The 12,897-nt window shown below is 72.8% G+C and carries 14 protein-coding genes; 7 read left to right on the top strand and 7 right to left on the bottom strand.

Annotated features, from left to right (window positions below):
- Window positions 1-3 precede the first annotated feature (3 nt).
- From ABZW32_RS05080 to ABZW32_RS05065, 4 genes are all read right to left on the bottom strand, one after another.
- Entirely contained in the window at window positions 4-1,740 is a 1,737-nt protein-coding gene (locus ABZW32_RS05080; RefSeq protein WP_356211304.1) for an ABC transporter substrate-binding protein, read from the bottom strand.
- 203 nt (window positions 1,741-1,943) lie between these two features.
- On the bottom strand, window positions 1,944-2,039 hold the full coding sequence (locus tag ABZW32_RS05075) for an Ms4533A family Cys-rich leader peptide (protein WP_356211301.1): 96 nt from the start codon (window positions 2,037-2,039) through the stop codon (window positions 1,944-1,946).
- Between the two features lie 70 nt (window positions 2,040-2,109).
- Window positions 2,110-3,630, bottom strand: a complete 1,521-nt coding sequence (locus ABZW32_RS05070) for a DUF3152 domain-containing protein (protein WP_356211299.1) — start codon at window positions 3,628-3,630, stop codon at window positions 2,110-2,112.
- Window positions 3,631-3,635: 5 nt separating this feature from the next.
- A complete protein-coding gene (locus ABZW32_RS05065) occupies window positions 3,636-4,616 on the bottom strand; it encodes an alpha/beta hydrolase (protein WP_356211296.1) in 981 nt (326 codons plus the stop codon).
- A gap of 136 nt (window positions 4,617-4,752) precedes the next feature.
- Between ABZW32_RS05065 and ABZW32_RS05060 the strand changes: the two genes are divergently transcribed.
- The 4 genes from ABZW32_RS05060 to ABZW32_RS05045 all read left to right on the top strand — a co-directional run bounded on the left by ABZW32_RS05060 (window position 4,753) and on the right by ABZW32_RS05045 (window position 6,560).
- A complete protein-coding gene (locus ABZW32_RS05060) occupies window positions 4,753-4,968 on the top strand; it encodes a hypothetical protein (protein WP_356211294.1) in 216 nt (71 codons plus the stop codon).
- Between the two features lie 147 nt (window positions 4,969-5,115).
- Entirely contained in the window at window positions 5,116-5,754 is a 639-nt protein-coding gene (locus ABZW32_RS05055) for a TetR/AcrR family transcriptional regulator (RefSeq protein ID WP_356211291.1), read from the top strand.
- A gap of 158 nt (window positions 5,755-5,912) precedes the next feature.
- On the top strand, window positions 5,913-6,140 hold the full coding sequence (locus ABZW32_RS05050) for a DUF3107 domain-containing protein (protein ID WP_280916425.1): 228 nt from the start codon (window positions 5,913-5,915) through the stop codon (window positions 6,138-6,140).
- A 117-nt stretch (window positions 6,141-6,257) separates the two neighbouring features.
- A complete protein-coding gene (locus ABZW32_RS05045) occupies window positions 6,258-6,560 on the top strand; it encodes a hypothetical protein (protein WP_356211288.1) in 303 nt (100 codons plus the stop codon).
- Window positions 6,561-6,662: 102 nt separating this feature from the next.
- Here ABZW32_RS05045 and ABZW32_RS05040 read toward each other — a convergent pair whose 3' ends face one another.
- Window positions 6,663-7,421, bottom strand: coding sequence for a ferritin-like fold-containing protein (locus ABZW32_RS05040; RefSeq protein ID WP_356211286.1), 759 nt, complete (start codon window positions 7,419-7,421; stop codon window positions 6,663-6,665).
- 459 nt (window positions 7,422-7,880) lie between these two features.
- On the opposite strand from ABZW32_RS05040, the gene ABZW32_RS05035 reads away from it, so the two are divergent.
- The 3 genes from ABZW32_RS05035 (at window position 7,881) to ABZW32_RS05025 (ending at window position 11,031) form a co-directional block, all read left to right on the top strand.
- Window positions 7,881-9,836, top strand: coding sequence for a DEAD/DEAH box helicase (locus tag ABZW32_RS05035; protein WP_356211284.1), 1,956 nt, complete (start codon window positions 7,881-7,883; stop codon window positions 9,834-9,836).
- Between the two features lie 89 nt (window positions 9,837-9,925).
- Entirely contained in the window at window positions 9,926-10,783 is an 858-nt protein-coding gene (locus ABZW32_RS05030) for an alpha/beta hydrolase (protein ID WP_356211282.1), read from the top strand.
- 95 nt (window positions 10,784-10,878) lie between these two features.
- On the top strand, window positions 10,879-11,031 hold the full coding sequence (locus tag ABZW32_RS05025; protein ID WP_167456791.1) for a hypothetical protein: 153 nt from the start codon (window positions 10,879-10,881) through the stop codon (window positions 11,029-11,031).
- A 55-nt stretch (window positions 11,032-11,086) separates the two neighbouring features.
- Here the strand turns inward: ABZW32_RS05025 and ABZW32_RS05020 are convergent, their stop codons facing one another.
- Together ABZW32_RS05020 and ABZW32_RS05015 are read right to left on the bottom strand one after the other, a co-directional pair.
- Window positions 11,087-11,692: a MarC family protein gene (locus tag ABZW32_RS05020; protein WP_266842099.1), complete on the bottom strand. Its 606-nt coding sequence runs from the start codon at window positions 11,690-11,692 to the stop codon at window positions 11,087-11,089.
- 62 nt (window positions 11,693-11,754) lie between these two features.
- Entirely contained in the window at window positions 11,755-12,624 is an 870-nt protein-coding gene (locus ABZW32_RS05015; protein WP_356211278.1) for a PHP domain-containing protein, read from the bottom strand.
- Between the last annotated feature and the right edge of the window lie 273 nt (window positions 12,625-12,897).

Genomic DNA, 12,897 nt, shown 5'->3' with positions numbered 1-12,897 from the left:
CGCTCACTTGACGGCGACCTGGGAGATGTCGAGGACGCCGGTCCAGTCGCTGATGACGACGTTCTTGACGTCCTTGCCGACGAGCCGCTTGTAGACGGGGTGGAAGAGCGGGACGTCCAGGGCCTGCTCGCCGATCTTCTTGTCGAGGGCGCCCCAGCGCTTGCCGGCCACCGCGAGGTCGGTGAGCTTGGCGATCTCGTCGATCTCGGTGTTCACGGCGGGGTCGTTCAGCTGGGCGTGGTTGTAGTTGGAGCCGTTGGTGACGATCTGCCGGCCGTCGAAGATCGGCGCGAGGAAGGGGCCGCCGGAGGGCCAGTCGGCGCCCCAGCGGGAGAGGAAGAAGCCGGGGGTGTTCCTGGCGTCCCAGCGCCGCTCGTTGAAGGCGTTGGTCTCCAGGCCTTCGAGCTTGACGGTGATGCCGGCGGCGGCGAGGGCCTGCTGGACGGCGGTGGCGATCTCGGGGCTGGTCTGGCGGTTCTGGGCGTTGGAGTGGGTGAGGGTGATGGTGAGGCCGTCGGCGAAGCCCGCCTCCTTGAGGAGTTCCCTGGCCTTGGCCGGGTTGCCCGTCTTCCCGGCCGGGAAGGGGTCGTAGGGGGTGTACCCGAAGGCCTCGCGCTCGGGCAGGAAGGTGGTGGCCGGCTCGGCCAGCGCGGAGCCGCCGGCCGCGTTGACGACGCTGGTGCGGTTGACGGCGTAGGCGATGGCCTGGCGGACCTTCGGGTTGTCGAAGGGGGCCACCTTCGGGTTGAAGGCCAGGTAGTTGACGTAGCCGAAGTGGCCGGTGCCGACGCGGGAGGCGAGCTCCTTGTTGTCGCCGATCTGGGCGAGTTCGGCGGGGCCCAGGTTGGTGTCGGTGGTGACGGCGGCGGAGTCGGGGCCGGAGCTGGTGGACAGCCGCTGGTTGATGACGGCCGCGTCGAGGCCGGAGCGGACGTCGATCCGGTCCGGGTAGGCCTTGCGCTCCTCGTCGGTCTTGGGGTCCCAGTTCTCGTTGCGCTCCAGCAGCAGGGTCTCGCCGTCGCCGGTGTTCTTGACGACCTTGTACGGGCCGGAGGAGACCGGGTGCTCCTCGTACGTGACGCCGGTGTCCTTGGCCTTGGGCACGGGGGCGAACTGCGTCTGGGTGGCGAGGAAGGGGAACTCGCCCTCGGGCTTGCGGAGTTTGAAGACGATGGTCTTCGCGTCGGGCACCACGATGGAGTCGAGGCCCTTGCCGCCGTCCTTGTACGGGCCCTCGTAGGTCTCCCCGCCGACCAGCCAGTCCCGCAGGTAGGGGGCGCCGCCCGACAGCTCGGCGGCGAAGGAGCGCTCGATGCCGTACTTGATGTCGGCGGTGGTGATCGGGCTGCCGTCCTCGTACTTCAGCCCGTCCTTGAGGGTGTACGTCCACTCGGTGGCGTCGGCGTTGGGCTTGCCGAGGTCGGTGGCCAGGTCGGGGACGACCTTGGCGCCGGCCGGACCGTCCTCCCGGTTGCGGGTGGTGAGCGTGCGGAACACCAGCGAGGGGACGTTGCCGCCGCCCGAGGTGTAGAGGCGGGCGGGGTCGAAGTCGCTCTGCGGCTCGTTGTTGAGGACGGTCAGGGTGCCGCCCTTCTGCGGGGCGGACCCGGAGGCGCCCGGCTTGCCGCCTGCGGAGGCCTTGTCCGCGGCGTCCTCGGGCCCGCAGGCGGCGGCGCCTCCGGCCAGTACGAGGCTGACGGCGACCGCGGCCACACGGCGCGATATCTGGGACTGGCGCATGGGGAAAGGGACCTCTCGGCGTGCGGCGGCACGAGGGCTGCCGACTGCTGGATGCGTGTACGGGATGCGGAAGCGGCCGCGCGGGAGGCGGCGTTCGGGATCACCGGTGGAATGCGCACCGAGAGGAGGACGCCGCGCCCGCGGGCAGGAGGGCCCGGGCGCGGCGAGACGGTTCGGAAACGGGTCGCGCGCTCAGGCAGGCGTCAGCGACAGGAGATGTCGGCCACGCTGTGCGCGGCCACACCGAGGAGCGCCAGCTCTATGGCGGCGCTCGCGGCGGTGGTGTGGCGGTGCGACATGCGGAGAACAATTACCGATCACCGGACGCGCTGTCAACGCGCCATCCGGTCGTCCAGCGGCTCTCTTCGGTCAACTCCCGGGGAAAACCCAGGGGTTGGGCAGGCAGTGGATGTTGTCGATGTCGAGGGACTTGGTCTGCTGCTGCATGATCGGGGCGAGCGAGCCCGGGGTCTGGCAGCTCACGTGCCCGTGGCCGAGCCGGTGGCCGACCTCGTGGTTGATGAGCATCTGCCGGTACGCGAGCATCTGGTCCGGGCCGTAGGTCGGTGAGCCCTGGGCCCACCGGAAGGCGTTGATCATCACCCGTTCGGTGGCGGCGGAGTCGCAGGAGACGTTGTCCACGGTGGTGTCCAGGCCGGACTTGGCGCACCAGGTGCCGGTGGTCCCGGGGCTGGCCAGGGTGATCACGAAGTCGGCCTCGCCGGCCGGGACCCGCTCGAAGGTCATCGCGCCGCCGTGGCCCCAGCTGCGCGGGTCGTTGAGGGTGCGCTGCACGGCCTCGGCGAACAGCTGCGGGTCCAGGCCCAGGCCCTGCTCGACGTCGACGCGGTAGCGCACCACCTTCCCCTTGCCCGGCGCCTTGGCGAAGCCGGGGACGGTGTCGAAGGTGCCCGGACCGGCGAGTTTCGCGTCGATGGGCAGCTGTCGCGCCATCTGCTGTTCGTAGGTCTGCGGCTGCGCGGCGACGGCGGGCGGGTTGGCCGGGGTGGCGCGGCCGTCGGAGCGGGAGGCGGCGGACTGGCCGCTCAGGGAGCGTTCGGGGGCGTCGTCCCCGGCGGCGTGCGCGTTGCCGGGGGCGGAGTCGCTGTCGGCGACCACCTGGCCGGCGACGACGACGGCCAGCACGGTGGTGACGGCCGCCGCGGCCATTCCGGTGTACGTACGGATCCGGGCGCCCCGGGCCGGGGCGGACGGCTCGGCGGCCCCGGACTCCACGGGGGCCTCCGGCGCCCCGGGACGGCGCGGACCGGGCACCCGGCGGCGGGAACCGGTGGAGGTGAGGGGGTCGGGCGCGGGCGGCGCGGGCGCCACCGTGACCCGGGGGAAGCCGACGGCGGGGGTGCCGAAGGCCGGGGTGTCGGTGTCGCGCACGGGGACGGCGCCGGCGCGCGCGGGGATACCGGCCTCGCGCACGGGGATACGGGCCTCGCGCACGGGCGTGTCGGCGGCGCGCCCCGGGACCCCGGCGCCACGCACGGGCATCCCGGCGACGTGCCCCGGGACCCCGGCGTCGCGCACGGGCGTGTCGGCGCCACGCGCGGGAGGGGTGTGCGCGGGCGGGGTGTGCGCGGCCGCCCGGGGGGTGCCGCGCCAGTCCCCGTAGACGGCGGCGGACGCGGGGGCGGGCTCCGCTCCCCAGGCCCCGCCGGGCTCGCGCTGCTCGGGATGCCCGCCGGGGCGGGCGCCGGGCGGGGTGGGCCTGGCCGGGGCGTAGCCCCAGTGGCTGACGGTGGCCTCGGCGTCCCGGCGCGCTCCCGGCGCGCCCTGGAACGCCGGTCCGGGTGTGAAGGGCTCCGGCTCCGGCTCGCGCGGCGCGGCCTCCGGCCGCGGCCGGGCGGGGGCGGAGTCCTTGCGACTATGTCGTCCCACGGTTCTCAGCCCTTGCTGTCTTCGGAGTTCCGGTCGGTGTCGTGCAGCAGCTCCCGGAAGGCGGCGGCCACCACCTCGGGGTACTCCATCATCGCCACGTGGCCCGCCTCGGGCAGACTCAGCAGCCTCGATCCGCGGAAGGCCGCGGCGGCCCTGCGCGCCATCCGGTACGAGACCAGCTGGTCCCGGCCGCCGTAGACCAGCAGCGTCGGCGCGAGGACGCGCCCGGCCTGGCGCCACAGTCCGTGCTGGCCACCGAGGGTGTAGGCGTCGACGATCCCGCGCGAGGACCGCGTCATCGCCTCCCAGAAGTACGGCAGCTCCATCCGGCGCCGCATCTCCTCGACGGCGCCCCGGAAGCCTTCCTCTGTCACCCGTGAGGGGTCTCCGTAACAGAGGCCCGTCACCCCCAGGGTGCGCTGTTCGGCACTCAGTCCCCGGGTGAGCCGGACGAGGAGGGGGGCCGCGCCCGGTACGGCGAGCAGGGCGGTGGGCACCGCCGACCACTGCACGCGCAGCTCCGGCAGCGCGGGCGAGACCAGGGTCAGGGTGCGCACGAGGTCGGGCCGGACCGCGGCGACGCGGGTGGAGACGGCGCCGCCGAGGGAGTTGCCGAAGAGGTGGACGGGTCCGCGCCCGGCGGCGTCGAGGTGGCGGATGACCGCGCGGGCGAGCCCGGTGACGGAGTAGTCCCGGTCGGCGGGCGGCGGCGACCAGCCGAAGCCGGGCAGGTCCACGGCCTCGCCGTCGACGCTGTCGGCCAGCCGCTCCATGAGCTCCGACCAGTTCTGCGAGGAACCGCCGAGTCCGTGCACGAAGAGCGCCGGGGGCAAGCCCTCCCGCACCGGTGGCCGGAAACGTACGTTCATCTCCAGGCCCGGCAGCGCGACGGTGCGCAGCTGCTCTCCTTCGGCCACCCGCGCGGCTCCCACCTGGGAGGTCGGCTCGACGGTGGACCGCACACCCGGCAGCTCGGTCGAAGACATGGGCCAATGTTACGAGACGATCACGCTCACCCCCGTGTCTTCGCTTGTGTTGGCGGTCACAGGATCGTCTGGCGGCGGACCGTCGATCCTCCTAGGCTCGTAGGGAGGAGGACGAAGGGAAGGCGAGGGGAGCGCGATGACAGTCGATCCCGCGGAACCGGAGACCTTCCGCAAGGAACTCCGGGAGGCACTCAACACCGAGGCTCCGGAGGCGGACACCGCGGAGCAGTACATCGAGATCGAGCCGCAGGAGGACGATTCGCTCACCGGCCTGGAGCCCTGGGAGGCTCCGGAGGCGGATGCCGCGGAGCAGGCACGGGTGGTCCCGCTGGACGAGGACGACTACCGCTGACGGGCGCTGACCAGCGTGTCAGGGGTGTGTCCGCGTGGTCCGTACCGCGAGAAAACTCGGCTTGAACCCACCAGATTCGGTTACCGAAAAGTACGATGGCGGCGCGGCGCAGAGCGCACTGTGTTCTTGAAGAAAGTGGGAGGCGGCGTGACAGCCATCGAGCAGACCGAGGCAGCGCGTCCGCGGGGCACGCGACTGCCGCGCCGTGCCCGGCGCAACCAGCTGCTGGGCGCGGCCCAGGAGGTGTTCGTCGCGCAGGGCTACCACGCCGCCGCGATGGACGACATCGCCGAGCGCGCCGGCGTCAGCAAGCCGGTGCTGTACCAGCACTTCCCCGGCAAGCTCGACCTGTACCTGGCGCTGCTGGACCAGCACTGCGAGGCGCTGCTGGTGGCGGTGCGCACGGCGCTGGAGTCCACCAGTGACAACAAGCTGCGCGTCGCCGCGACGATGGACGCCTACTTCGCGTACGTCGAGGACGAGGGTGGCGCGTTCCGGCTGGTGTTCGAGTCCGACCTGACGAACGAGCCCGCGGTGCGCGAGCGGGTCGACCGGGTCTCGCTCCAGTGCGCGGAGGCGATCTCGGACGTCATCGCCGAGGACACGGGCCTGTCGAAGGACGAGTCGATGCTGCTGGCCGTGGGCCTGGGCGGCGTTTCCCAGGTGGTGGCCCGGTACTGGCTGTCCAGCGAGAGCCCGGTCCCCCGTGACACGGCGGTGGGGCTGCTGACCTCGCTCGCCTGGCGCGGCATCGCGGGCTTCCCGCTGCACGGCACCGAAGTCTGAGCGGGCGGGTCCGGCGGGGCGCCGGCGCCGGGCCCTGACCGGCCGCTGTTCGCTGCGAGCGTGTCCGCCGCGAGCCGATCGTGTCCCCTCACCGGGCTAATGTGGACCGGGTACGGCGCGGCTGATCGCGCGAAACGGACCGTCGGAGGGACATAGCCGTGGAGGTCAAGATCGGCGTGCAGCACGCACCCCGGGAGATCGTGCTGGAGAGCGACCTGAGCGCCGAGGAGCTGGAGAGCATCGTCGCCGCCGCGCTGTCCGGCACGGCGCCGCTGCTGAGCCTGACCGACGTCAAGGGCCGCAAGGTCCTCGTGCCGTCCGACCGCCTGTCGTACGTCGACCTGGGCGAGCCGAGCGTGCGCAAGGTCGGTTTCGGAGCTCTCTGAGGCACCGGGAACTGAGGGGAACGGCCCGGCGGTTGACACCGCCGGGCCGTTTCCGTTTCTTCCGCTTCGGGTAGGACCGCAGTGACCCGGTTTGCCCTGACGTATGGGAGTGACCTGATGCTGCTGATGGAGGCGATCGGCTCCGGCCTGCTGGGCCTCGCCCTGGCGGGCGCCGCTGTGCGCGTACTCGCCAAGCGGCTTCCGTCCACCAGAACGGTGCTGGTCAGCGGGGTGGCGGGGGCCCTGTTCGGGGCATACCTCACCCACACGGCACTGGGTCCGTGGCACAACACCCTGCTCGCGACCTTCCTCGGCGGGCTGGGCGTGTCGGCCGTCGTGCTCTCGCTGCTCCTGCGGCCCGCGGCTGGTTCCGGCAGAAGGTCCCGCAGGCCTCCGTTTTCGCTCCCGTCGCGCGGTTGAGCGGCGCTGGAGCCTGACCCGGGCCCCGCACGCGCGCCGGCCCCGGCCGCGGGGGGTTCCGCGGCCGGGGCCGGCTTCGTGCCCGCAGGGGCGGGGCGGGGATCAGGCCGCGAGGCCGAGGGCCGCCATCCGCTTGGTGTGGGCCTTGGTGATGCGGGTGAACATCTCGCCGACGGCCGCCAGGTCGAAGCCGGCCGCCATCCCGTCGACGCCGCCGACCAGCATGGTGGAGAGCGCGTCGCGCTCGGCGACCACGCGCTGGGCCTGCGAGAGGGCCTCGCCCATCAGGCGGCGGGCCCACAGCGCGAGCCGGCCGCCGCAGCGCGGGTCGGCCTCGATCGCGGCGCGGACCTTCTCGACGGCGAAGCCGCCGTGGCCGGTGTCGTCGAGGACGCCGACGACCAGGGCACGGGTGTCGGTGTCGAGGTGGCTGGCGACCTCGCGGTAGAAGTCGCTGGCGATGGAGTCGCCGACGTAGGCCTTGACCAGACCCTCCAGCCAGTCGGAGGGCGCGGTCTGGCGGTGGAAGTCGTCCACGCCCTTGGCGAAGGGCTCCATCGCCTCGGTGGGCTCGACGTCGATCGCCGAGAGCCGGTCGCGCAGCCGCTCGAAGTGGTGGAATTCGGCGGAGGCCATCTTCGCGAGCTCGGCCTTGTCGCCCAGGGTGGGCGCGAGCTTCGCGTCCTCGGCGAGACGCTCGAAGGCCGCGAGTTCCCCGTACGCCAGCGCGCCGAGCAGGTCCACCACGGCGGCGCGGTACTGGGGCGAGGCCGAGGCGGTCGCCCAGTCCTGGGCGGCGATGCCCTGCGCGCCGTCGGACGCGCCGTCGTCGGCGGGAGATGCGTTTTCTACGGTCGACATGCTCCGCACAATAGCCCGCCGAAAGGCGACACGAACCACCTGCTCAGTCCACGTAAACGCGCCTACCCGGTGAATTCACCCGACACACCTGCGCGATTCCGGGGTACAGTGGTAATGCGCCTGCCGGAATACTCGGCGGGCCATCCGAATGAGGATGCCCGGTCGGTGGCCCGATCGGCTCCAACCCGACCGCCCTCTGTGCGGTGTGTACGTCCATGCGTACCACCTCCGCACGAGGGGCCCCCTCAGCGGCACGAGCGCTTGAGCGAAGGCTAGTGGTCCCGCGCAGCTTCGTACGACCCGCCCGAACCTGGGTGGGCGCAGTACTGCAAGCCCGGCACGGTACGACCCCCCTCGCCGCCTCGCGCCGCGTCTCACAGAAGAGGCAGCACCCTGACTACGTTCCGAGACCTCGGGATCTTTCCCGAGACGGCCGAGGCCCTTGAGGCCGTCGGCATCGTGTCCCCCTTCCCGATCCAGGAGATGACCCTCCCCGTCGCCCTCTCCGGCACGGACGTCATCGGCCAGGCCAAGACCGGCACCGGCAAGACGCTGGGCTTCGGCCTCCCCCTGCTGGAGCGGGTCGTCGTCCCCGCGGACGTCGAGGCCGGCCGGGCGACGCCCGAGCAGCTGACCGACGCCCCGCAGGCCCTCGTGGTGGTTCCCACCCGCGAGCTGTGCACCCAGGTCACCAACGACCTCCTGACCGCGGGCAAGGTCCGCAACGTCCGCGTCCTCGCCATATACGGCGGCCGCGCGTACGAGCCCCAGGTCGAGGCGCTCAAGAAGGGCGTCGACGTGATCGTCGGCACCCCGGGCCGCCTCCTGGACCTGGCCGGGCAGCGGAAGCTCGACCTCTCCCGCGTCAAGGCCCTCGTCCTGGACGAGGCCGACGAGATGCTCGACCTGGGCTTCCTGCCCGACGTCGAGAAGATCATGGGCTACCTGCCCGCGAAGCGTCAGACGATGCTGTTCTCGGCCACCATGCCGGGCGCCGTCATCGGACTGGCCCGCCGGTACATGACCCAGCCGACGCACATCCGCGCCGTCTCCCAGGACGGCGAGGGCGCGACCGTCGCCAACATCAAGCAGCACGTCTTCCGTGCGCACAACATGGACAAGCCGGAGCTGGTCTCCCGCATCCTGCAGGCCGAGGGCCGTGGCCTGGCCATGATCTTCTGCCGTACCAAGCGCACGGCGGCCGACATCGCCGAGCAGCTGGAGAAGCGCGGCTTCGCCTCCGGCGCCGTCCACGGCGACCTGGGCCAGGGCGCGCGCGAGCAGGCCCTGCGCGCGTTCCGCAACGGCAAGGTCGACGTGCTGGTGTGCACCGACGTCGCCGCGCGCGGCATTGACGTCGAGGGCGTGACCCACGTCATCAACTACCAGACGCCCGAGGACGAGAAGACCTTCCTGCACCGCGTGGGCCGCACCGGCCGCGCGGGCAACAAGGGCACCGCCGTCACCCTGGTCGACTGGGACGACATCCCGCGCTGGCAGCTGATCAACAAGGCGCTGGAGCTCGACTTCCACGAGCCCGAGGAGACGTACTCCACGTCCCCGCACCTGTACGAGCAGCTGAACATCCCGGCCGGCACCAAGGGCATCCTGCCTCGCGCCGAGCGCGTGCGGGCCGGCCTGAAGGCCGAGCAGCTCGAAGACCTCGGCGAGACCGGCGGGCGCGGTGGCCGTGGCGGCCGCGGCGCCGCCGCTGCCGCGGTGGTCACCGAGGAGCGTCCCGCGCGTACCCGTACGCCGCGCCAGCGCCGCCGCACCCGTGGTGGTGCGGAGCTGGACGACGCGGCCGTGGCCGTCCCCGCGGTGGCTCCGGCCGCCGAGGCCCCCTCCGCCCCGGCCGTGCCCGCCGCCGACGAGCCGCGCCGCCCGCGCCGCCGCCGCACCCGGGTCGCCGCTCCGGCCGTGGTGGCCGAGGCCGCCGTGGTCGAGGCGCCCGCGGCTCCGGCCGCCGTGGTCGAGGCGCCCGCGGCTCCGGCCGTCGTCGAGGTCCCGGCTCCGGCCGTGTCCGAGGAGACGCCGGTCAAGCCGAAGCGCACCCGGACCCGCAAGCCCACCCAGACCCCGGTGGCGCCGCTCGCCACCGCCACCCTCGTGGTGGAGGAGGCGCCGGTGAAGGTGCGTCGTCCCCGCAAGGTCGCCGCTCCCGCCGTGGACGAGCCGGACTTCCAGATGGCCCCGCCGGTGGAGCCCGTCAAGGCCCGCCGCACCCGGGCGCCGCGCAAGGCCGTCGAGGCGCCCGCCGCCGCGGTGGCCGAGGAGGCCCCCGCGAAGCCGAAGCGCACCCGGACCCGCAAGGCCGTCGAGGCCGCGCCGGTCGCCGAGGCCGCCGCCGAGGCTCCCGCGAAGCCGAAGCGCACCCGGACCCGCAAGGTCGCCGAGGCCGCTCCGGAGGCGTAGGGCTCACACCCGCAGACGGCCCCGGTCCCCTTCCCAGGGGGCCGGGGCCGTCCTCGTACCCGGACGTACGGGCCGGTAACCTCGGGGCCATGAGCAAGCCGCCGCGCCTCACCCTGCCGCCCGCCGCCCGCGCGCACCGTCTGACGACCGCCCGCGGCGAGTTCGCCGCGCACGAGGCCGGTGAGCCGCTGCGCGGCACCGTCCTCCTGCTCCCCGGGTTCACCGGCAGCAAGGAGGACTTCATCGCCCTGCTGGAACCCCTGGCCGCGGCCGGCTACCGGGTCGTCGCCGTCGACGGGCGCGGCCAGTACCAGAGCCCGGGGCCGCGCGAGGAGTCCGCGTACGGGCTCCAGGAGCTGGGCCGGGACGTCCTGGCGCAGGCCGCGGCGCTCGGCGGGGGGCCGCTGCACCTGGTCGGCCACTCCCTGGGCGGCCTGGTCGCCCGCGCGGCGGTGCTGCGCGACGCCTCCCCCTTCGCCTCCCTCACGCTGATGAGCAGCGGTCCGGGAGCGATCGCCGAGGAGCAGCGGGCGCGTACGAAGCTGCTGGTCGCGGCCCTGGAGGCGATGCGGGAGGACATGCCGGGGGTGTGGGAGGCGATGCGGGCCCACGATCCCGAGGACGCCGTCCCCGATGCCCCGGAGCTGGCGGAGTTCCTGCGCGAGCGCTGGCTGGGCACCGTACCGGAGCAGCTGATCGCCACGGGGCGGGTGTTGATCTCGGAGCCGGACCGGGTGGCGGAGCTGGCGGAGGTGGCGCTGCCGAAGCTGGTGCTGTCGGGGACGGTCGACTACGCCTGGCCGGTGCCGCTGATGGACGACATGGCCGTCCGGCTGGGCGCTTCCCGGGTCCTGGTGGAAGCCGCCGAACACTCGCCGAACGCCGAGAACCCGCAGGTCACAGCCGATTCTCTAGTGAGCTTTTGGCGATCCTTGAGCGCTCGGTAGTTAGCTAAGGAAAAAATTTCCTTAGCGTAGGGAATGTTTCTGGTGCGCCGCCCGTTGAACCCTTCGCAAGGAGAACACCGACGAAGGGAGAAGCCATGCGCTTCGAGATTCTGCGCCTGAACGACGTCGACGGGTCCGCCGTGGACAGCACCGTCGTGGACGCGGCCTCCGTCAACCGGATCGTGCAGCAGGCCGCCGCGGTGGGCCAGCGCATCCTCATCCGACCGGCCGAGACGGCGTCCTCCTGATGCTTCCGACAACGCCCCCGCACCGTCCTCGGTGCGGGGGCGTTCGCATGCGGTCTCAGGCTCCGTGGACGACCTGGAGCACGCCGTTGATGATCTGCTGGACGGCGATGGCCGACAGCATCATGCCCGCGAGGCGGGTGACCAGGACGACGCCGCCGTCCTTGATGATCCGGATGATCACGAGCGAGTAGCGCATGGTCAGCCACAGCACCACGTGCATGGCGATGATCGCGCACCACACGGAGACCTGGCCGGTGAAGCCGTCGGCCTTCTGCACGGCCAGGATCACGGACACGATCGCACCGGGACCGGCCAGCAGCGGCATGCCCAGCGGGACGAGGGCGACGTTGACGTCCTTGGTCTGCTTGGGCTCGTCGGTCTTGCCCGTGAGCAGGTCGAGCGCGATGAGCAGGAGCAGCAGACCACCCGCGATCATCAGCGCCGGGACGGAGACGTGCAGGTAGTCCAGGATCTGCTGGCCGCAGATGCCGAAGACGGCGATGACTCCGAAGGCCACGCAGACGGCCTGCCAGGCCATGCGGCGCTGGACCTTGGCGGCGCGCCCCGAGGTGAGGGCGAGGAAGATCGGCGTGATCCCCGGGGGGTCCATAATCACAAAAAGCGTGAGAAAAAGGGATCCGAAGACGGCGAAATCAAACACAGTGATGCCTTGCAGGTGAGGGGTGTTACGAAAAGAGGGTGTGGGGAGGGGCCGCGCGCCGCTCAGGCGCGGGCGGCGGGTCCGCCGGCGCCCGGAACGGGGAAGGCCCCGGTGGCGCGGCGCGTGATCTCGCCGTAGATCTCGGGGTCGGTCGTGTACTCCCCGAGGCGGCAGGTCTTGCGGCTGCCGTGGTAGTCGCTGGACCCGGTGGTCAGCAGGCCGAGGTCGGCCGCGAGGCCGCGCAGCCGGTCGCGGGTGGCGTCGTCGTGGTCCATGTGGTCCACCTCGATGCCGTCGAGACCGGCGGCCGCGAGGGCGGCGATCGCCGACTCCGGGACGCACTCGCCGCGCTTGACGGCGGCGGGGTGCGCGAAGACGGTGACCCCGCCGGCCGCCTTGACCAGGCGGATGGCGTCGAAGGGGTCGAGCTCGTGCTTCTCGGCGTAGGCGCGGCCGCCGTCGGCGAGCCAGTCCGCGGTGAACGCGTCGGAGACGGTGGGCACCACGCCGAGCTCCACCATGGCGGTGGCTATGTGCGGGCGCCCCACGGAGCCGGCACCGGCGATCCGGGCCACCTGCTCCCAGGTGACGTCCACGCCGAGCGCCCGGAGCTTGCCGACCATGGCCTGCGCGCGGGGGGTGCGGTCGTCGCGCACGAGCTCGCGCTCACGGGAGAGCTCGGGCTCGCGCGGGTCGAAGAGGTACGCGAGCATGTGCATCCCGACCCCGTCGAGGCGGCAGGACAACTCGGCGCCGGTCACCAGGGTGAGACCGGGCGGCAGGGCCGCGAGGGCCTCGGCGTATCCCCCGACGGTGTCGTGGTCGGTCAGCGCGACGACGTCCAGCCCGGCCGCGGCGGCGTTGGCGACCAGCTCGGCGGGGGTGTCGGTGCCGTCGGAAGCCGTGGAGTGGGTGTGCAGATCGATGCGCACAGCCGAGCTCCAGGGTTCTTGACGGACGGGGACACTCCAGGGTACCCGGGCCCTGGCCGGGCGGTGGCCGCGTGCCGTGGCCGGTGCCCGGCCGTCGGCTGGGCTGCCGCTGCGCGGGGCTGTCCCCCACCCGCCCTTCCCCCATCCCCCAGACTCCGTCCGGGGGGACCCCCAGCCGGGCTCCGCCCGGACCCTCCGGGGGCTCCGCCCCCGGACCCCCGCGCCTCAAACGCCGGCGGGGCTGGATTTCCGCCCGGCGGGGCAACTCCAGCC

Source organism: Streptomyces sp. NPDC004667 (genome assembly GCF_040609475.1).
Classification (GTDB): Bacteria; Actinomycetota; Actinomycetes; order Streptomycetales; family Streptomycetaceae; genus Streptomyces.
Note: the sequence above shows the minus strand (reverse complement) of the source record. Positions and strands in the feature narration are given on the sequence as shown.

Excerpts from the sequence above, each read along its gene's own strand:
- ABZW32_RS05040 (WP_356211286.1), bottom strand. The coding sequence starts at position 7,421 with ATGTCGACCGTAGAAAACGCATCTCCCGCCGACGACGGCGCGTCCGAC.
- ABZW32_RS05030 (WP_356211282.1), top strand. The coding sequence starts at position 9,926 with ATGAGCAAGCCGCCGCGCCTCACCCTGCCGCCCGCCGCCCGCGCGCAC.
- ABZW32_RS05080 (WP_356211304.1), bottom strand. The coding sequence starts at position 1,740 with ATGCGCCAGTCCCAGATATCGCGCCGTGTGGCCGCGGTCGCCGTCAGC.
- ABZW32_RS05045 (WP_356211288.1), top strand. The coding sequence starts at position 6,258 with ATGCTGCTGATGGAGGCGATCGGCTCCGGCCTGCTGGGCCTCGCCCTG.
- ABZW32_RS05065 (WP_356211296.1), bottom strand. The coding sequence starts at position 4,616 with ATGTCTTCGACCGAGCTGCCGGGTGTGCGGTCCACCGTCGAGCCGACC.
- ABZW32_RS05025 (WP_167456791.1), top strand. The coding sequence starts at position 10,879 with ATGCGCTTCGAGATTCTGCGCCTGAACGACGTCGACGGGTCCGCCGTG.
- ABZW32_RS05060 (WP_356211294.1), top strand. The coding sequence starts at position 4,753 with ATGACAGTCGATCCCGCGGAACCGGAGACCTTCCGCAAGGAACTCCGG.
- ABZW32_RS05075 (WP_356211301.1), bottom strand. The coding sequence starts at position 2,039 with ATGTCGCACCGCCACACCACCGCCGCGAGCGCCGCCATAGAGCTGGCG.